At 56.9% G+C, this 18,397-nt stretch carries 15 protein-coding genes and 3 pseudogenes; 7 read left to right on the forward strand and 11 right to left on the reverse strand.

Annotation, left to right across the window (positions count from 1 at the left end; all coding sequences use genetic code 11):
* The first annotated feature begins 47 nt into the window (after positions 1–47).
* The 5 genes from GVL52_RS24885 (at position 48) to GVL52_RS24905 (ending at position 4,439) form a co-directional block, all read left to right on the forward strand.
* On the forward strand, positions 48–359 hold the full coding sequence (locus tag GVL52_RS24885) for a MocE family 2Fe-2S type ferredoxin (RefSeq protein ID WP_160012074.1): 312 nt from the start codon (positions 48–50) through the stop codon (positions 357–359).
* Between the two features lie 2 nt (positions 360–361).
* Complete coding sequence (locus GVL52_RS24890) at positions 362–1,591, forward strand: NAD(P)/FAD-dependent oxidoreductase (RefSeq protein ID WP_160012076.1); 1,230 nt, start codon at positions 362–364, stop codon at positions 1,589–1,591.
* A gap of 14 nt (positions 1,592–1,605) precedes the next feature.
* The gene (locus tag GVL52_RS24895; RefSeq protein ID WP_160012078.1) at positions 1,606–2,439 is read left to right on the forward strand and encodes a sugar phosphate isomerase/epimerase; all 834 of its coding nucleotides are present in this window, start codon (positions 1,606–1,608) and stop codon (positions 2,437–2,439) included.
* Positions 2,440–2,456: 17 nt separating this feature from the next.
* Positions 2,457–3,584, forward strand: coding sequence for an S-(hydroxymethyl)glutathione dehydrogenase/class III alcohol dehydrogenase (locus GVL52_RS24900; protein ID WP_160012080.1), 1,128 nt, complete (start codon positions 2,457–2,459; stop codon positions 3,582–3,584).
* Positions 3,585–4,202: 618 nt separating this feature from the next.
* The gene (locus tag GVL52_RS24905; protein ID WP_160012082.1) at positions 4,203–4,439 is read left to right on the forward strand and encodes a DUF6429 family protein; all 237 of its coding nucleotides are present in this window, start codon (positions 4,203–4,205) and stop codon (positions 4,437–4,439) included.
* A 12-nt stretch (positions 4,440–4,451) separates the two neighbouring features.
* Here the strand turns inward: GVL52_RS24905 and GVL52_RS24910 are convergent, their stop codons facing one another.
* The 3 genes from GVL52_RS24910 to GVL52_RS24920 are packed head-to-tail and all read right to left on the reverse strand — an operon-like array spanning position 4,452 to position 8,773.
* A complete protein-coding gene (locus tag GVL52_RS24910; RefSeq protein ID WP_160012084.1) occupies positions 4,452–5,153 on the reverse strand; it encodes an IS6 family transposase in 702 nt (233 codons plus the stop codon).
* Positions 5,154–5,162: 9 nt separating this feature from the next.
* Positions 5,163–7,661, reverse strand: coding sequence for a DEAD/DEAH box helicase (locus tag GVL52_RS24915; RefSeq protein ID WP_160012086.1), 2,499 nt, complete (start codon positions 7,659–7,661; stop codon positions 5,163–5,165).
* Positions 7,661–8,773, reverse strand: a complete 1,113-nt coding sequence (locus GVL52_RS24920) for an aminotransferase (RefSeq protein WP_306440386.1) — start codon at positions 8,771–8,773, stop codon at positions 7,661–7,663. The genes GVL52_RS24915 and GVL52_RS24920 overlap by 1 nt, the downstream gene beginning before the upstream one ends.
* A 431-nt stretch (positions 8,774–9,204) precedes the next feature.
* On the opposite strand from GVL52_RS24920, the gene GVL52_RS24925 reads away from it, so the two are divergent.
* A complete protein-coding gene (locus GVL52_RS24925; RefSeq protein ID WP_160012170.1) occupies positions 9,205–10,338 on the forward strand; it encodes a tyrosine-type recombinase/integrase in 1,134 nt (377 codons plus the stop codon).
* Positions 10,339–10,819: 481 nt separating this feature from the next.
* Positions 10,820–11,353 carry a hypothetical protein gene (locus GVL52_RS24930; protein ID WP_160012090.1) on the forward strand — a complete coding sequence of 178 codons (534 nt, stop codon included), beginning with the start codon at positions 10,820–10,822 and terminating at the stop codon, positions 11,351–11,353.
* A gap of 43 nt (positions 11,354–11,396) precedes the next feature.
* On the opposite strand, the gene GVL52_RS24935 is transcribed toward GVL52_RS24930, so the two are convergent.
* From GVL52_RS24935 to repA, 8 genes and pseudogenes are all read right to left on the reverse strand, one after another.
* Positions 11,397–11,729 carry a hypothetical protein gene (locus tag GVL52_RS24935; RefSeq protein WP_160012092.1) on the reverse strand — a complete coding sequence of 111 codons (333 nt, stop codon included), beginning with the start codon at positions 11,727–11,729 and terminating at the stop codon, positions 11,397–11,399.
* A gap of 171 nt (positions 11,730–11,900) precedes the next feature.
* A pseudogene (locus GVL52_RS24940) lies at positions 11,901–12,369 on the reverse strand (transposase); the annotation flags it as partial.
* Between the two features lie 254 nt (positions 12,370–12,623).
* A pseudogene (locus tag GVL52_RS24945) lies at positions 12,624–13,668 on the reverse strand (IS110 family transposase).
* A gap of 103 nt (positions 13,669–13,771) precedes the next feature.
* Positions 13,772–13,981: pseudogene (locus GVL52_RS24950) on the reverse strand (IS6 family transposase); the annotation flags it as partial.
* On the reverse strand, positions 13,974–14,336 hold the full coding sequence (locus GVL52_RS24955) for a hypothetical protein (RefSeq protein ID WP_160012094.1): 363 nt from the start codon (positions 14,334–14,336) through the stop codon (positions 13,974–13,976). The gene GVL52_RS24955 and the pseudogene GVL52_RS24950, both read right to left, overlap by 8 nt.
* Before the next feature lie 150 nt (positions 14,337–14,486).
* Positions 14,487–15,707: a plasmid replication protein RepC gene (gene repC, locus GVL52_RS24960; protein ID WP_160012096.1), complete on the reverse strand. Its 1,221-nt coding sequence runs from the start codon at positions 15,705–15,707 to the stop codon at positions 14,487–14,489.
* Between the two features lie 173 nt (positions 15,708–15,880).
* Positions 15,881–16,840, reverse strand: coding sequence for a plasmid partitioning protein RepB (gene repB / locus GVL52_RS24965; protein ID WP_160012098.1), 960 nt, complete (start codon positions 16,838–16,840; stop codon positions 15,881–15,883).
* A gap of 120 nt (positions 16,841–16,960) precedes the next feature.
* Positions 16,961–18,160 carry a plasmid partitioning protein RepA gene (gene repA / locus GVL52_RS24970; RefSeq protein ID WP_160012100.1) on the reverse strand — a complete coding sequence of 400 codons (1,200 nt, stop codon included), beginning with the start codon at positions 18,158–18,160 and terminating at the stop codon, positions 16,961–16,963.
* Positions 18,161–18,397: the final 237 nt, after the last annotated feature.

An 18,397-nucleotide genomic window follows, 5' to 3' on the forward strand; every position in this document is an offset into this window, starting at 1 on the left:
CACAATGAGACACGGCAGATCGTCCGTGTCAGAGGAGGGAGTGAAAAATGACAAGTTGGATCGATGCTTGCGCAAAGAGTGACATTGAGGCGGAGGAATCCTTCCGCTTCGACCATAGTGGGCGTGTATTGTTGATCTATCGCAGCCCCGACGACGAATATTTTGCGACCGATGGCATATGTACGCATGAGCACATCTTTCTCCAAGACGGATTGGTGATGGGCTACGAAGTCGAATGTCCGAAGCACGCTTCAACATTTGACTACCGGACCGGCGAAGCCCTCAAGGCACCTGCATGCGTCGATCTGCGCACCTATCCTGTCAAGATTGAGGGCGAGCGCGTCCTCATTGGATTGTAAAGATGTCAGGGTTGGTCATAATTGGAGCAGGTCATGCCGGATGCAGGGCCGCTGAGGCAATCTGCAATCTCGGATGGGATGGGCCGCTACACCTGATAAATGCCGAAGCTTGTCGTCCATACGAACGGCCTCCCCTGTCAAAGGCTATTTTGTCGGGTGAGCGTTCCGTATCCGACTTACCGCTGCTGCGAGACGCAATTTTCAGTCGGCCAAACTTTTTCTACGAACAATCTGCAAGGGTCGCGTTAATTGATCGGGTGAACCAATCAGTTACGCTGAATGACGGCCGCGTCATCCCTTACTTGCGCCTGTTGATCGCGACCGGCGCTACAGCTCGATCATTGCCTTTGCAACAAAACGGCTATCCTCAAATTTACTCGATCCGAACTATTTCTGACGTGGAGGGGTTCAAAGCGAACTTCCACGCCGGCGCACGTTTGGTCATCATTGGCGGTGGGCTGATCGGACTTGAGGTCGCCGCGACAGCTCGCAAGGCCGGATGTCAGGTTCACGTGATTGAAGCAGGACCGAGGCTCCTCATGAGAATTCTGCCAGAGGAGCTAGAGGGCGAACTACGTCGTGATCATGTTCAAGCCGGTATTGCCTTCCACTTTGACAGCGCAGTTTCACAGATCACCGGAAATGGCCGTGTCGAGGCGGTCCAACTTGTAAATGGAGAACGTCTGGCCTGTGACGCGGTACTTGTGAGCATTGGTTCGGTTCCAGACACCGCGATCGCCGAGGCCTGCGGGTTGAAGGTCGACAATGGAATTGCCGTTGACGAGTATCTACGAACCGAAGATCCAAACATTTTTGCCGCGGGCGACGTTTGTCGCGTCTTCACGCAAGACGGCTCTTACCGGCTTGAATGCTGGCGGAACTCAGGCGATCAAGGGGAAATCGCAGGCCAAAATATGGTTGGAGATCTTAGACCGTATTCCGGGACGCCGTGGATGTGGTCCGACCAATACGACAAGGTCGTTCAAGCCGCTGGCGTGGTGAACCCCGGTCAAGAAATCGTGGTGAAAGATCTTGGCGGCGCCGGCAAAGCATCCTTCCATTATGAAGTAGGGAGATTGTCGGCGGTCGTGGCGTATGGTTCCATCGGAGTGGTCGCCAAGACGGTGAGCGTTGGTCGTACCATGCTCGAACGTGGAATCTCCCCAAATCCCGACGACATTGCGACTGCAGCCGATCTTCGAATTTTCCTCAGAACGCCGGCGACGGCATAATTGGACACAGAGACATGCAAAAGTTTATGGTGTTTCAATCTCTTTGGGCGATGGAATTGCGCAGTGCCCTCCAACCCGAGCGTTCGCTCGAAGAGAATCTGCAGCTCATCAAGTCCGCCGGCTTCGAAGGTATCAGCACAGACTGGCGTGACAGAGAATATGCCGGTCGAGTGAGTTCCATCCTTAAAGAGGAAGGAATGCTTGCCGAAGGGCAATGTTTTCCGCGAACGATAGACGATCTTAAGCCGGTCTTGGATAATGCCGTCGAATTTGGTGTTCATCATATAGACCTGCAGCCCGATATCCGGCCTCGTAGAGTGCAGGATTGTCTTCCACTATTGGAAGGTTGGAACCGGTTGGCCGAGGAAGCAGGTGTCGATGTCTATATCGAGACACATCGCGACCGCATGACAACTGATCTCCATTTCACTCTCGATCTGCTGGAAGCGTTTCCAAAGATGCGCCTGCTCGGAGACATCTCTCACTACGTCGTGGGGCGCGAGTTCGCCTGGCCAATTCCGAATGAAAATCATCGCGAGATAGAGCAAATCCTCGACAACGCGTGGGCCTTCCACGGCAGGGTTGCGAGCAGAGAACAAGTCCAGATCGAAATATTATTCAAACAGCACAAGATTTGGCTTCAGCAGTTTCTCAGCTGGTGGGAATACGGCTTCAGAAGCTGGCGTAATCGGGCCGCAGATTCCGACACGCTTGTTTTCACATGCGAGCTCGGGCCCAAGCCGTACGCCATCACAGGATTCGAAGGCGAAGACACAACGGACCGGTGGGCTGAGGCACTGGTGCTGAGGGATGAGATCCTTCGGGTTTGGGAACGGGTCGCAAAGTAAATAACAGGGAGAACGTTATGGACGTACGCGCCGCAGTAGCCATTCAGGCCGGCAAGCCTCTGGAGATCATGACCGTTCAGCTCGAAGGCCCGCGCGCCGGCGAAGTGCTGATCGAGGTCAAGGCGACCGGCATCTGCCACACCGACGACTTCACCCTGTCAGGCGCCGATCCGGAAGGCCTGTTCCCGGCCATCCTCGGCCATGAGGGCGCCGGCATCGTCGTCGATGTCGGTCCGGGCGTCACCTCGGTCAAGAAGGGCGACCACGTCATTCCGCTCTACACGCCGGAATGCCGCGAATGCTATTCCTGCACCTCGCGCAAGACCAACCTCTGCACCTCGATCCGCGCCACCCAGGGCCAGGGCGTCATGCCGGACGGCACCTCGCGCTTCTCGATCGGCAAGGACAAGATCCATCACTACATGGGCTGCTCGACCTTCTCCAACTTCACGGTGCTGCCGGAGATCGCGCTCGCCAGGGTCAATCCCGACGCGCCCTTCGACAAGATCTGCTACATCGGCTGCGGCGTCACCACCGGCATCGGCGCCGTCATCAACACCGCCAAGGTGGAAGTCGGCTCGACGGCCATCGTCTTCGGCCTCGGCGGCATCGGCCTCAACGTGCTGCAGGGCCTGAGGCTTGCCGGCGCCGACATGATCATCGGCGTCGACATCAATCCCGACCGCAAGGCATGGGGCGAAAAGTTCGGCATGACGCATTTCGTCAATCCGAAGGAGGTCGGCGACGACATCGTTCCCTATCTCGTCAACCTGACGAAGCGCGGCAACGACCTGATCGGCGGCGCCGACTATACCTTCGACTGCACCGGCAACACCAAGGTCATGCGCCAGGCGCTGGAATCGTCGCATCGCGGCTGGGGCAAGTCGGTCATCATCGGCGTTGCCGGCGCCGGCCAGGAAATCTCGACGCGCCCCTTCCAGCTGGTCACCGGGCGCAACTGGATGGGCACCGCCTTCGGCGGTGCGCGGGGCCGCACCGACGTGCCAAAGATCGTCGACTGGTACATGCAGGGCAAGATCCAGATCGACCCGATGATCACCCACACCATGCCGCTCGAAGACATCAACAAGGGCTTCGACCTGATGCATTCGGGCGAAAGCATCCGCGGCGTCGTGATGTATTGACGCCTTGAAAAGATTTACTCAAGAAGGCATTTGAGGGGACTCAAGTTCTATTTCCCGGATCGGAGTGATTTCATGCCAAATATCGCGTCGTCGGATGCATATCGCGTTCCGCGTGGAATGTATGGCCCGCCCTGCTTGCAAGTTGTTTTTTGATTTCCTGTGCAGTCTGCTTCAACGTATTTGGTCTTACGGTCAGGCCGTGGCCAAGATGGATATCCGCACGTCCAGAGCCACGATTACCAACACGGCTTCAATGAACCATTTCCACGCCTGGGCTATCTGAACGCCAATCAACTGTCAGGCCATCTCCATTCCACTCGCAAACATCGTGGGCTGCTCCTCCGAGCAACCAATAACTCAGAATACTGCCACGCCGTAGGCCCGCTCATAGGGCCGCCCCTTGCGCAACACCGCCCAGGCGATACGCGCGAGCTTGTTTGCCAAGGCCACGATCACGACATCGCGCTGGATGCCTCGGGACAACGTAACCGGTGTTACGCTCCCACGTTGTCCTCGCCGCCCTCTGTGATCGGCTTTACATGGACAAGCAGCGGGAGTTTCGTATCCATCCGAGCAGGGCCGCAGGATTTTGAGCAGCGCGCGTGGTAACGTCGGTTGATGGAGATCGATGAGGACAAGATCGACGAGGCCGTTTTGGCGCTGTTATGGCTGACGCTGCATAACGAGCGTTGGGCCTGGAAGGGTTTCGACTGGGCGACGACGGATCGGCTTCACAAGAAGGGCATGATCGGCGACCCAGTCAACAAGTCGAAGTCATTGATCCTGACCGATGAAGGCCTGGAGCGTTCGGAAGGGTGTTGTCACGTTAAGTTGCCCAGGCCGAGAATGGGCTGACGCTCTCGGATTTCACGCGAGGCACGCGGCGATTTTCCATGTGTCGAATGCTTCGAGGCGGTGGTAGCGAATTGTTTGCGCGGCGCGGCGGCGGGAGGGAACAGAAAAGCAATTGCGGGTAGTGGAGTGCATGGAGACGAACCGCTGCAATGCTCCCGGCGATCGGTGACCCTGCATGGTTCGTTCTCGTTTTCGAAACGGCAGGTGGCTGTTCTCGGCCCGATTATTGAGGCCCTTGTGCGACCAATGGTCAAGTCCGGGTGCCACGTCCGCCTTTGCTGCACCGTACGAGCGGAGCTTATCAGTAATGATCCGTTTGGGAACATAGCCATAGCGCTTCATCAACGCCACCAGCAGGCGCCTTGCCGCCCTTTTATCACGTCGGTTCTGCAAGATTTCTTCGAGAACGGTGCCGTACTGATCGACTGCGCGCCAGAGCCAGAATTTCTCTCCAGCGCATTTCACAACGACTTCGTCCAGATACCAAATATCGCCGGGGCGCGCCTGCCGTCGCCGTAGGTTGCGGGCGATCCGGGGTCCGAACTTGGCGATCCAACGGCGGACCGTCTCATACGACACGTCGATTCCACGCTCGAGCAACATTTCTTCGACTTCGCGCAGACTCAGATTGAACCGCAGGTAAAGCCAGACCGCGTGAGAAACGACCTGCGGCGGAAAACGGTGACGCTTGAAACTGATATCGGGTGTCTGCATCGCCGAAATTTATGCGCAACACGTCGGGCAGGCAACTCCCAGCCCGCTTAACGTGACAACACCAAGCAGGGTAACCAGCGGGCTGTGAACGCCACCTTCAGCCCGCTCGTCAGCAGTCAGTCGCTGAATGAGATTGTTAAAGTCGCCGTCACCCTGCCGGATCTGCTGAAGTTGTGTTTGCCGAGTTGATCGTCTCGTCATGCTTTGTGACGTCGTGGAAGGCGACTGTGGAAGCACGATAAGGGTCATGCCTTCGATCGATTCCGCTGCACCTGGGCGACCGGCGCGACCAGCGAGATTGCGAAACTCAGCCGTAGACATCGGCTGAACGTCCGGTTCGTCTGCCTGGGTATCATAGCCACGCCTTAGCAGGCTGGTCAGAAAGATAATGTCAAACGGAAGGTTCACTCCCTCGGTTAGAGTTGCGGTCGCCACCGTGATTGGACAAATGCGTCGCTCGATGAGGGTCGTCATAAGACGGCGAAGTCGTTGTGGCATCTGGCCATGACTGGTTGCGATGCCTCGGTCGAGCAATCGCCGCTCGAACGAATCCATACCGCAATAGTCAATGCAGGCAGCACGAGCTGCCTGAAATAGCGTGCGGTCGCTTTCTTCCACGGGCACGGCGAACCTATAGACGTTTGCCCAGCCAGGAAGATCAAATGCCTCGGCAAACCGACGCATTACACGCTCTGGCGACTGTGTCACCGACACAAGAATCCTGCGGCCACCTTCCAAGAGGTGGAGCGCAGTCCAAAGGGTGTAGATTTCAGTGAAGTGCGGAAGGCTATTTCTGATCGACGCTTCCGGCTGCGGCATCACTGGAATTCGCAATGGCAGGTAGACGGGAACATCGCGGCCCCGAACATACAGGGGCTGTCCGTTCATAAATTCAAGGGTGGCTTGAGGCGCGCGAAAAGGATCACACTGCAACGAGCCGATCACCTGTCTGCTACTACGATAACCGAGCCCGACGGGCACGGCGAGCGCCGAGTTTTCGATCCAGCGAGAAACCGGGCCTGCTGCTCCGCCGGCCACGGCAGTCAAAGCAATCCTCGGCATGTCGGGCTTAAGCGCAAAAAGGCGAGAGACCATAGATTCAAGGCGCATTGGTCGGCTGTTATGCGAAGCCAGTTCCCTCATCGCCTTGGCATCGGCATCGCCAACAACTTGATGAGCTTCATCAACTATGAGCAGACGCAGGCGACGCACGAGCAAATGTCCGATGTACCGAATCAGCGCTTCTGCCTTTTCGACGGTGGCAATCAGTACTGCGGGCCGATCGGCCGTTAGCCAGTAGTCGGTAATTCCCCAATCGGCCCCTCCGTAGAGACCAGTGACGATTAAGTCCGCGCCGAGTTCTGCAGTCAGCTTTGTTTCAACTTCGCTGGCAAGTGCTCGGGACGGAACGATATATAAACCTAGCGGAGCATGCTCGTGCCCTTCGACAAGCAAAAGCTCTTTGACCAAAGCCAGGTTCGCGACGAGCGTCTTTCCAGATCCTGTCGGTGTACATAGCGCAAAGCTGTCGCGTTCGATGAGGCGTTCAAGCCCCTGGACTTGAGACGGCCACAGGATCCCTCGCCCGCGGGCGAATTGCTCCCGAGCAAACCTCCACATGCGAGGCTGTTGTGCGGGAAGGCGTTCTGAAAGGCGTGCGACCTTCACATGAATGCTGTCGGTGCTGAACCGTTTGGCCGTCGCTTCCATCAGCGTCAGCAATATCCAGAGTTCATCGCTCGAAAATCGCGAAACCGTGCCGATTAGCCCGCTGAGTTTGCTGACTGCGAGCGTGACCCGTTCACTTTTGCCTCGCCGTATCGCGTCAGCAAATAGCCCGATTGCTCGCACGGTTTCTGCAACGATATATTCGCCCATGCGACTGCCTGAACTACGTGCAGCGCCGTGGTCTTGACGAGGGTCGCCACCGGCTTCGTCAGCAGGTCGATCAGTCTCGTGGTCAGCGACAACCTCCTGCAACAAAGGTGCAGAGCCATCGCGGCCGGTCAGGTGGGGGTGATTGAACCAGAACCGGGCGACAGACAACAAAACCACTTCAAAGTCGGCGGCGAGGAACGCGGCATAGATCGCCGCGGCATCTCCACCAAACTCACCCCTTCGAAGCAAGCTGGTCGCCATCGCGGGTAGTCCGGCCATCTGATAAGCGGCCGCAGACAGAAGCGCGACTGGCACATCGCGAGTGACGGGGTCTGACGACCTTGAGAGCCACTCAAGCAGCTCGCCAGCGCGCCGGTAACACCCGCCCGCGTCGGGCGACGACGGTCCCTCAATTTCCGCAAATATTCCAGCCGCATGCAACAGACGGCGAGCATCCGCGAACTGTTCGTGCGACTCCTGTGCGCCCCAACCGATCGTTGGAACCTGCCAGGAATTCTGAAGGCTGCGGACGAACAATCGCGCTTGGGTCGACGTCAGTTCGTTTTCCGCCGCGCGATTGAGCCTGACAGTCGCGGCAAGCGCGCGACGTTGTTCATCCAGTCTTGCCATTATTCGGGGTTCCAAAGACCGTCATACAGGCGATCGATCAGCTCGACGCCGTTTGCGATCACCAGCTCGACGATTTGAAGGGAGCGACCTGCGGTGTATTCGGGCGGTGGTGCGTTGATCGGTAGGTATGCCTGGCCAACAGCACGCCTAGCGGCTTTGTTACCAGCGATGAAGATATAATCAGTTCGCGCAAGAGGCGCCGCGCCGAGGAGAAGTGCTCGATCGAGCGATACGATTGCCTCGGCATATTCTTCGCGTGCCTTCTCACAGAGGAGCTTGTTTATCTGCTCCAAGCCCTGTGGCGCTGCGAGACCCGTATTCATCTCGTTCCAGATGCCGTCACCTTTGCGAACGCCAGCCGCTGCGGGTCCATCCCATTCACCAAGCATCAACTCGTCCATGACGGCGGGTGTCAACGACGCCCGCCACTTTGCCTCGCCGGCTATAAAGCGAACGACCTCTCTGGTGGCCGGATCAATGCCAAGCCCGATGAAGTCGTTTCCGTGTCTTCCAGATACTTCGCGGACCCGCGCCGGGTCTCGCGCAAGAGCAAAAATGTAGGCCTCGACCTCCACGTGATATCGAAACAAGAAAATTGGTATCGACCAGTGATGGCGGCCGACGAACTGGTAGTCCTGAACAAGCATCCCCGCCATGACCTCTCCAAATAAGCCTTTCTTTGCCGTTGGAGGAAGACAGTTCGGGTAACGAGCATTCCCTCCAGGTCCGTCTGCGTCCGGATGAAGGTCGATTCGAGCTGCATGGTGAAACACGTCGCGCGCATCGAGATGTGCAGATTCAAAGTAAGGTCGTAGCGACGACACCAATGCCTCGTCGATCGGGGTCTGTTGTTCGAAAAGGATATGACCGTAGTTGTTGTTCACCCTGGCCGCGCCCGCCAGCCACCGGTTCAAAGCCTCCGTTGGAGGATTGCAATTATGCATCATTCCTGAAAAATTACCTCCCGGTTGGGCATCCCATCTGTCCAACGCGCCGCCATAGTGATCATACAACTTATTGTATTCATGGCCCGAAATAGTCAAACTTTGTTTTACGAGCGCTTTCGCGAGTTGAGCCGCGCCCCACGCCCGAAACCTCCCCCTCGCCGTCATCTCGTGCAAGCCCATTTCCCCAACGCACCGCCGCCTGTGGCGGAACGTCGATCGCCTTGGCGACCACCCAAGTCTTATCCGCTGCTACAGATTGTGATAGAACACCGTCGAAGCACATTTGCACGCCAAACCGGCACTGCCCTCGAATCTGCCCCTTTTACCGCAGCACCGCAGCAGGGTCTGGATGTGCAATTTCTTCAGATCCTATCACATTGATATATGTTGTAAAAAAAACATTATACGGAAGCAATTTTGCCATTTGATTCCGCAAGCGGTGGTGATTGATGGCCGCGTCTCTAATCATCGATAAGTATGGCTTATCGGAAGTGATTGATTTCGAGCCACAAATCAGCGAAAAGGGGCTAGCCCCTAGCTCTGCTACGGGCTGCAAAGCGGCTGTTTCGGCCATTTTCATTCTGGAGATCCGCGCCATGCCAAAATCCGCCGTCGACCTGCGCGCTGAACAACTCGACACCATCGCCGCCGTGCTGCCGCTCGATCGCCGCGACGAACTGGCTGAACTCCTCACCGACCAGGATGTCGAGACGCTGCGCCATCTGGTCAACGCCGGGATGGGCGACAATACCCTTCGGGCACTCACATCTGATCTGGCTTATCTGCAAGCCTGGTCGATGGCCGCCACCGGTAGTCCCCTGCCCTGGCCGGCGCCCGAAGCGCTGCTATTGAAATTCGTCGCCCATCATCTTTGGGACGAGACCAGGCGGATGACCGATCCGGATCATGGCATGCCGGCGACCGTCCATAGTGCGCTGCGCCTCGCCGGCCATCTGAGAACCGCTGGGCCGCACGCGCCCGACACGGTGCGCCGGCGGCTTGCCAGTTGGTCGACGCTGACCCAGTGGCGCGGCCTCGTCGGTACGTTTTCCTCCCCTGCCCTCAAGTCGGCCATCCGGCTGGCCGTGCGTGCCGTCCCCCGGACCCGTCGCCGCAAGAGCGCAAAGGCGGTGACCGGTGACGTGTTGGCGAAGCTGCTGGCGACGTGCGAAACCGCCGGCCTACGCGATTTGCGCGACCGCGCCGTACTGATGGTCGGGTTCGCATCCGGCGGTCGTCGCCGCAGCGAGATCGCCAGTCTGCGGGTCGAGCAACTCGCGGCCGAAGAGCCGGTGTCTGGTGCCGACGGCAGCCCTCTTCCCTCCCTCTCGATTCATCTCGGTCGGACGAAAACATCCGGCGACGGTCACGACGAGGTCGTCTATCTCACCGGCCGCCCCGTCGATGCCCTGAATGCCTGGCTGCAGGCAGCCAAGATCGACAAGGGCAGCATTTTTCGGGCCATCGATCGCTGGGGCAACGTTTCCCGTCGCACGCTCGATCCGAAGTCGGTGAATGACATCGTGAAGTACCGGGCGGCGCTGGCTGGCTTGGAGGCTGGGGAGTTTTCGGCGCACGGGCTGCGGTCCGGCTATCTGACGGAGGCAGCCAACCGCGGGATTCCCCTGCCCGAAGCCATGGAGCAGTCACGGCATCGTTCGGTTCAGCAGGCGTCGAGCTATTACAACGATGCGACGAGACGAAGTGGGCGAGCCGCCCGAATGCTTTAGCCGTCGTCAACATATTGCGCGGCCGCCGTGATAGATACGCGAACACGGTGTTCCCCTATAGCACATTGCAATGGAGCGCAGAGCGTGTAATAGCCAAAACATGCACCTGCCCCCCGCCGCCATCATTCCCAGTTCCTATACAGTCGAGACGCTTATCGAGAAGCCCGCTTTCCGGGATGGCTTGGCGTCGGCCGCGCGCGGGCTTCTTGACACTCATCGGATGTTGCCCCGGGAAGTCCACTACGTCGCGGACTTGCAACGTTGGATGCTCAGTCAGGTAACCATTGCGATGCATTTCGAGCACCTGCAGGATCCAAGCTCTCCTCCGATATCGCCTGGAAATCTTGTTCGGGCTGTGGCCGGCACGGGGATCGCAAGCCGAAACACCGTTCACAACTTTCTCATGGAAATGCGGAAATACGGTTTCGTCATTCCCTTGCAGAGATCTGATCGGCGACAGCACGCCGTTCAGGCAACGCAGATGAGCGAACAACTCATCCGACGATATTTCGACATTCATCTTCTGGCGCTTGATGTCATCGATGGCGGGGCCAGATACGCGCTGTCATGTAAAAATCCAGAGCTGCTGCCAGATGCACAGCCGCGCTTCGTACGAGCGCTCATAAGCCGCCATGATTGGCACAAGCCACCGCAAAGCATCGCGAAATTCGTCAGTTCCGATTCTGGTAGCAGCGTCTTGCACGACCTAGTCGAGAGTGTTGCCCCCCTAGCCGAAAGCGATACAGCACCGATTTGGATCGGCAACGTGTCGCCGAAAGCACTCTCAGGCCGATATCGCATTTCCAGAACACACACGTCGCGGCTTCTTGCCTCTGCACGAGATTCACATTTCATCGGCTGGCCCAACAAAAGCAATCGTGGCGCCTGTTGGATTTCACCTCAGCTCGTTCGTGACTATCGTCATTGGCAAGCAATCAAGCTCGCCTCTGTGTCAAAGGCATTTGAGGATGCGTGTTTGATACGCGGCGTCAGCGGCATTCCGCGGACCGACTAGAAAAGTGTAACGGGAAGCTCCAGGAAGGCTCCCCGTTCGAAACTCATTCCTCGATCGTGTATTCGCCAAGCTCGCAAAGATCTTGCGTGTCTGTCGTGGTGTCGAGATCGTCTCCCTGAAACTCGAAACGCATGTCATATTTGCAAACTGACCGGCCGTCGGAGATCGTAATTTTCATCGTCTCGCCCGGTCCTAAAGCTTGACGACCAAAGATGTCGTCTTCCCACTTGTCAACGCCAACGGGCGAAGCATAGAAGTTGTTCAGCACAGAGTTCGTGCCGTTCTTTAGAGTGAAGACGAGATCGTCTGCTTTGGCGGCGGTGGTTACGCAGAAAGCGGCGAATGAAACTGCGAGAACTAACTTAATATTTTTCATCTATTTCAACCTGTTAATGGATTCGTCTTGAAGCTTCCCGGCAGGTTTTATACGAGCGTAAAACCAAATTGAAGTATGCTACGGTCCCATATTTGGGTCTATTTTTATAGGATCCGAGGGTGGCGTCGCCTTAACCGAGCACAGCACGCGATCGTTGCTTCGGCGTGAATTTCACGCGTTGATCGACAAGGTGATCCCGCGCCAGGTGGTGCTGGCATGGGTGCGGAGTTGGCGATGATCGGCGGCGGTCAGGTGTTTTCGATGAAGATGGAAAAGATTGGCAATCTGGCCGTGGGCTGAGACGAAACGCTGGCATTGCCGCGCCGACTTGAACCGCATCATGCGTCGCTCTCGTCGTCGCACGGGAAGGTGAGAATTCTCGACGCAGTTGTTGAGGCCCTTTGTGCGAACGGTGCTCGATACCCGGCATGAGCTGTCGCTTTGCGGCGGAGTAAGAGCGCAGCTTGTCTGTTACCATCACGCGTGGCGTGACGCCTTGGCTCTTCAGCAGTTTGCGCATCAACCGAAGAGCAGCTCCCTTATTTCTGCGACTTTGTAGCAGAGCATCGAGAACGTAGCCGTTGGCATCGACGGCCCGCCACAGCCAGTATTTTGTGGACGGCCCCCTCCTTGCAAGAATTCTTTGATAATTTGATCGGATCGCTTGCGTTCATATGTCCGGCCTGTTGGTGCGCTCACACATGAACGCTGGCCAAGATGGGTTCCGCGACGTGGGTTCCAAACACTTGTTCGGCCTCGTTGGGCCATTGGCATCTGCGGAGTGGACCACGTCTTGGATCGATCGATCACACCATCTACTCGTTTCCTGCAAGTTCACGCATCAGCTCAGCACGGTAGCGTCTGTATCCGGCTCACCGTGACCGACTGATCTCTTTACGCCGCGCAGGCCACAGCCGGTCGCGCAGCATTGCCCTTATAAGCTTCGCCGGTCACCATCATTTTCCAGGCGATCCTTGCAATCTTATTGGCCAACGCGACAGCCGCGAGTTTTGGCGGCTTGCGCTTGAGCAATTCTACAAGCCATGATGAAGCGTTCCTGCCTCGTCACGCTCTCACCTGTCGAAGCGATGAGGTTGCGCCCACAACCAGCGTCTTACGCAATGCTTCATCGCCGGCTCTCGTAATAACACCGAGCCTGACTTTGCCCGCAGTCGAATGATCCTTGGGTGTCAGGCCCATCCAGGCGGCAAACTGCCTTCCTGATGTGAACTGTTCCGGTGCTGGCGCTTTCATCACCAGCAAGACAGCGCCGATCGGCCCAACACCAGGGATCTTTGCAAGACGGCGACAGCATTCATTGTCGCGATACCAAGCCATCAGCTTAGCCTCCACCTCTTTCAGGCGCTCACCCAACTGCGCAAATTCCTCAGCGAGTGATGCGAACAGATCACGCGCCAAAGCCGGGATATTGTCATCAATCACCATGCGTTCCAGAAGGAGCGGAATATGAGACATGCCCTTGGCCGCGGCCAGCCCGAACTCAGCTGCATAGCCACGAATCGTATTGGCAAGCTGCGTCTGTGCGGCGACAGCGCGCTCACGCAGGCCCACCAGCATCAGCGCGGCTTGCTGATCCGCACTCTTCACCGGAACGAACCGCATGGTCGGGCGGCTCATCGCCTCGCATAGCGCTTCGGCTGTCGGCCGCATCATTCTTGCCGCGCTTGACGTAGGGCTTCACCAGTTGTGGCGCGATCAACTTTACCTCATGTCCGGACCCCGTCAGCAACCGCGCCCAGTGATGCGAAGCGGCACAGGCTTCGATCGCAATCACGGTCGGTGGGCATTTCGCAAAGAAATCCACCATCTCCTTGCGGCGCATCTTCTTGCGCAGGATCGGTTGCTCGGCGGCGTTCACACCATGCAATTGAAAGACATGCTTTGACGTATCCATGCCAATACGGATAATCTGATCCACGGACGGCCCCTTCCTTTGAGATCGTTAACAGCTCACTCTGGCACATTTCGATGCCGTTCGGGGGCCGTCCATCCCAACACTTGTCAGCAAAATTGCCACGGGACCGCCGACGAAGTTGATGGGCGAACTTCAGGCCAAACTTCCTCGCCCATTCTGCGACGGTCTGAAACGACACGTCGATCCCACGCTCGGCAAGCAGGTCTTCAACGTCGCGCAGGCTCAGCGGAAATCGATAATAGAGCCACACCGCATGCGCGATGATCTCTGCGGGAAATCGGTGGCGTTTGTATCGGGCGGTCGCATCCTCAGTCATGCCGATAGACTATTGCCTTGATCCGCATCAGCCGGTTAAGGCGACGCCTCCCAAGGCACCATGCAAAACCCAACTCGTAGTAAAAGCCGAATGAAGCGATGAGATCGTCAAATTCGTCTTGATCGCCGCCATAGTTCAAAATCGTGTGCAGCGGGCTGCCGTCGATTAGCAAGATGAGAAGGGCGTCATTCAGGAAAGGCTCCTGGCGGACCGCCCAATTTGAAATCTCGCAAAACGAGGCGTCGCCAACCAGGCCTTCCTTGATCATATACTCCTCGACCGCCTCGCGCATGCGCCCGAGGTTTTCAAGCATCTCAGGTGTGGGGGCGGGGTGCTCGAACGTAAATTCCTCCATTCTCGTTCTCCGTTTCCTAATCGCTTCGATGCCGCCTCCGCTCTCAAGCGAGCCTAAAGAGGGGAGATCGAAAGTTTCCGGCTGGCAACTACTCTTATTTACCTATATATTTCCGTAGGTTAGATGTAGTTTTGGCCAGTTTCCGCGGGCTTATGCCGATATCCGCCCTGGGACGTGGCTTGCCCTCAACAGTGCAAACAACATCGGTCCCAGCGAAAACTCACCTCTCTTCGCCTTCGCGGTCAAATCCCGAAGATACCCCCCGGCCGAGTTGATCTGCCCCGCTCGCTCGTAGATGCAGGCGACCGCAATTGCCGCAGCGACCTCGCCCATCACCTCACAGGCTTCCTCGTAGGCTGATGGACTGACGCCGAGCATCGATCGGACCGTCACCGCGGCCATCATCATCTCCCTCCAGCTTCCGATTGACCCACCCTGCCCAAATGCCGCGATCCCAGGGCAAGCCCGTAATACCATCGATAATGGGAAGACCTCCGGCTCGCCCTGCCGCTTCGCTAGATTAATTGGCGCAGACCTTTCGCCCTGCTTCTTTTCGAAGCGAGGTTCAAGTTCAGTATTAGATTCGGTATTTGAATTCTGTATGTGCTGCCCGGATGCGATGGCATTGCCGTCGTGTTTTTGAACTTCTTCGTTTGTTTCCAGCATCATGACGACTTGCTCGTGTAGAAGCGTCATCTCGTCGAGGCGAGCTGACAGCTCACTTTCGGTTGGTCTCCGGGAAAATCGGCTCACAATCTCGGTAAAGCAATTTTCCGCACCCTCCCAGTCGCCCGGGAGGCGTTCTTCCATGCCAACCGAGATCAGCTTGCGGACATCGCGACGGACGATCGTGAGTCGGTCCTTGAAGACCCTATAGCGCCGTAGCTCAGCAGCGACTTCCTGAGCGAGTTTCGCAAACTCTGCGGCGCGCGCGCGAAGGGGGGCGAGATTGAAGCCATAGGCGTCTTCGATGGAGCCCTGCTCGTCCTTACGAGCATATCGCTTTCCGTTCGGACTGTCCTTGCGGATGATGATGCCAGCATCGACGAGCGCCGCCAGGTTCTTCCGCAGAGTAGTTCCGGCCATGCCATGCGCACGTGCAGAGAGTTGGGCATTGGACGGAAATACGACGAGGCCTTTATCGCTGCCAAGCTCGGTTCCTGGAAGGAAAGCTAAAAGGGCGTTCAGTACCGTGAGCGCACGATCTTGTAGACCAAGACGCGACCTCGCTTGCCCGACATCGCGAAAAACGCGCCATTTATCGATTGAGACGTCCGGCACGGACTGCTCATCCGTCAGCTGCTGGCGCTTCACCAAGGCAAGCGTCATTGATCGCCGCCCAAAGGGCGTCGTTATGTATCCCGTCTCCATGTCCTTCACCTTTCTCAAGGCAAAGAAATGCCTACACCGGTGCGGCGTTGACTCTTGACTGTGATTCCGGGAAATGCGATTCTCTAAGCGACCAAACTGAGAGAGGCCTTCTGGAACACCGTTTCGGAGGGCTTTTTCTTTGCTCTATCAATCCCTTCTTCGTTACGTTGTACCTACTGCTTCGTTTTCTTGAACGACGCGTAGATCTCTGGAAGCATCGACAGCAGGTAGTCACCGAATTCGGGCGCAGCCTTTTTGTCGATCATCAATGTAAGCATTCGCTTGTCCTGGCGATATTTCGCCGCCTTCACTCCGTCATCTGCTTTCCAGACTTCGGCGGCGGCCTTATCTTTCTTCACCTTCTTCGGCGCGACGGCCGCGAAAACCCGCGCGAATCGATCGTCCGAGCCAAGTTTCTGTACGGCATCGAGGGAGAGTAGGGCTCGCGCTTCAGACAAAACGTCCTCATCTTCAAACCTTGCCGCCATCTCATACCAACGATCGCGGCCCGTCTTTGGCGCGGCGCCGATCGATTCGATGACGTCCTTTGGCAAAGAAGTCGCTGCCTGGATGAGCCGCGACAGATTGCTCTTATCAACTCCTAACGCCGCCATGATTACCGGCCGGTCGAAGCCGCTGGCTTCAAGTTCGGCGGCGTAGAGCGCGCGTTCGATATAGGACAGATCGCGCCGGCCCGTGTTCTCTTGTCCTTGGGCCCTGACCAGCTCCTCGTCAGTGAGAGGCCTGATCGCTGCCTTGACCAAAAGGCCCGCCGCCTTGACGGCGCGCAGACGGCGGCGACCGTACGCTACCTGATAACGCCCGTCTGCCGTCGGGTGTGGCCGAACAAGGATCGGCACTTGCTGGCCGTTCTCAAGGAGATTTCGCGCGAACTCTTCAAAGTCCGCATCATCCTCGGGCAACCTGTCCTTGACTGGCGGAGCGTCCACAAGATCCGGGTCGAGCTCAGTAAATGACTGCGACTTCAGGAGTTCGATCGAACGCGACACGGCACCAATAGCACCTCGCGGAGCATACTGTGGCGGCATTGCATCTTGCTCGGCGCCTCCAGTGGGGGCATCCTCTGACGCCTTCGGAATTTTCAGGTCAGAAAGTAGATGCTTCCTAGCCATTTCTCGCTCCTGTCGTGAGGGCGAAATTCCCCTTTAGTGCAGGGGTTTCACGGCAAATTTCAAGAAAGTTTCCGGCTGGCAACTTTCTTGTCAAAGGGGTCAGTTTGCAGCTTCGCAAGGTCATACTTTGCGACCCCATGATGTTTGGATGAGCTGCTCGATCTCCTTATTGACGTTATCGAGCGATTCCATCGCACGGTCGTACGTTGCTCTGGTGAACTGATCGCGACTGACTTCGTAGAGCGTCTGCTTGGTAATGCCCGCGTCCGAAATTGCCGTGCTCTTCAGCATCGGGTGGTTCAGGACGTGATCGCCAAACATAGTCCGCATGAATGAAACCATCTGGTTCTGCGGTCCATCGCCAGGTTCATAGCGGGTCACGAGATAGCGCATCCAGTCATAGTTCATGCTGCCGCCTGCATCGGCGACGACACTCAAAAGCTCCGACGTCATCAGCAGGAACTGACACATCGACATCACGTCGAGCATCTGTGGGTGCACGGTGACGAGAACCGCGGTCGCCGCACAGAGTGCTGAAATGGTCAGAAAGCCAAGCTGAGGAGGGCAGTCCACCACGACGACGTCGTAGTCGTCCGCGACCGAAGATATCGCCTCGTCCATACGAGTGAAGAAAATATTCTCCCGATCGTTCGAGCCAAGAACCTTCGCGGTATCGTGCTCGAACTCCATAAGTTCGAGGTTCCCCGGGACTAGGTCAAGATTGGTGAAGTACGTTTTCTTGATCACCTCTTTCAGCGGGCGCCGCTCGCTATCATAGCGCACCGCACCGTAGAGGGTCTCGTTGTCGTTTACATCGAACTCGGGCTGAAACCCATGGAGCGCCGACATACTTGCCTGCGGGTCGAGGTCAATCGCCAACACCTTGTACCCGTGGAGTGCGAGGTATTGAGCAAGATGTGCGGCCGTCGTGGTCTTGCCCGAACCGCCCTTGAAATTCACAGCGGTAATGACCTGAAGATTTTCACGACCGGACCGGCGCGGCGAGTAGCGGCGATCGCTCTTGCCATTCTCATCCAGATACTCGCGCAATGCTTGGATTGTTTCGCCGGAATAGGATCGGCGATTATTTTTACCGATTTCAGGCTGAGGGCCTTTGCCCTCGAGCGACAGGTGACGCAGATATCCGTCGTTGATGCCGATCAGCTCGGCCGCCTCAGTCGATGAGAAAGACCGTAAGGTCTTGCGAGCCTCTGGCGGATACAATTTCACACGATGCTCGTGCAGCGCACCGGAGAGATCTCGCGCGTGCGCCGCTATCAGTTTATGAATAGCCTTATGAAGCTGGGCGGGATTCTTCACGTCGTCCTCTCGTACACACGGTAAATTTCGTAAACACACCTTTTTGCCGTCTATACGACAACCTATTTGGACGCGTATTGCAAGAATTTTAAAGTTAACAAAGTCTTAACGCCACATGCTCCATTTAAGGCAATCTGTGACTCATCGATAGATTCCAGCGGTTTACCTTCACTCAAGAGACTGAACTCCTTCAATCTTTTCTGTGACTCATTGGCTGGTCAGGCAACCACGGCAGAT

The organism is Rhizobium sp. 18055 (assembly GCF_902706285.1).
Classification (GTDB): domain Bacteria; phylum Pseudomonadota; class Alphaproteobacteria; order Rhizobiales; family Rhizobiaceae; genus Rhizobium.

Coding starts and splice junctions, on each gene's coding strand:
- GVL52_RS24890 (WP_160012076.1), top strand. CDS start 362: ATGTCAGGGTTGGTCATAATTGGAGCAGGTCATGCCGGATGCAGGGCC.
- GVL52_RS24895 (WP_160012078.1), top strand. CDS start 1,606: ATGCAAAAGTTTATGGTGTTTCAATCTCTTTGGGCGATGGAATTGCGC.
- repB (WP_160012098.1), bottom strand. CDS start 16,840: ATGGCTAGGAAGCATCTACTTTCTGACCTGAAAATTCCGAAGGCGTCA.
- GVL52_RS24935 (WP_160012092.1), bottom strand. CDS start 11,729: ATGAAAAATATTAAGTTAGTTCTCGCAGTTTCATTCGCCGCTTTCTGC.
- GVL52_RS24925 (WP_160012170.1), top strand. CDS start 9,205: ATGCCAAAATCCGCCGTCGACCTGCGCGCTGAACAACTCGACACCATC.
- GVL52_RS24885 (WP_160012074.1), top strand. CDS start 48: ATGACAAGTTGGATCGATGCTTGCGCAAAGAGTGACATTGAGGCGGAG.
- GVL52_RS24920 (WP_306440386.1), bottom strand. CDS start 8,773: ATGACGGCGAGGGGGAGGTTTCGGGCGTGGGGCGCGGCTCAACTCGCG.
- GVL52_RS24955 (WP_160012094.1), bottom strand. CDS start 14,336: ATGGAGGAATTTACGTTCGAGCACCCCGCCCCCACACCTGAGATGCTT.
- GVL52_RS24930 (WP_160012090.1), top strand. CDS start 10,820: ATGAGCGAACAACTCATCCGACGATATTTCGACATTCATCTTCTGGCG.
- repC (WP_160012096.1), bottom strand. CDS start 15,707: ATGGAGACGGGATACATAACGACGCCCTTTGGGCGGCGATCAATGACG.
- GVL52_RS24900 (WP_160012080.1), top strand. CDS start 2,457: ATGGACGTACGCGCCGCAGTAGCCATTCAGGCCGGCAAGCCTCTGGAG.
- GVL52_RS24915 (WP_160012086.1), bottom strand. CDS start 7,661: ATGGCAAGACTGGATGAACAACGTCGCGCGCTTGCCGCGACTGTCAGG.
- GVL52_RS24905 (WP_160012082.1), top strand. CDS start 4,203: ATGGAGATCGATGAGGACAAGATCGACGAGGCCGTTTTGGCGCTGTTA.
- GVL52_RS24910 (WP_160012084.1), bottom strand. CDS start 5,153: ATGCAGACACCCGATATCAGTTTCAAGCGTCACCGTTTTCCGCCGCAG.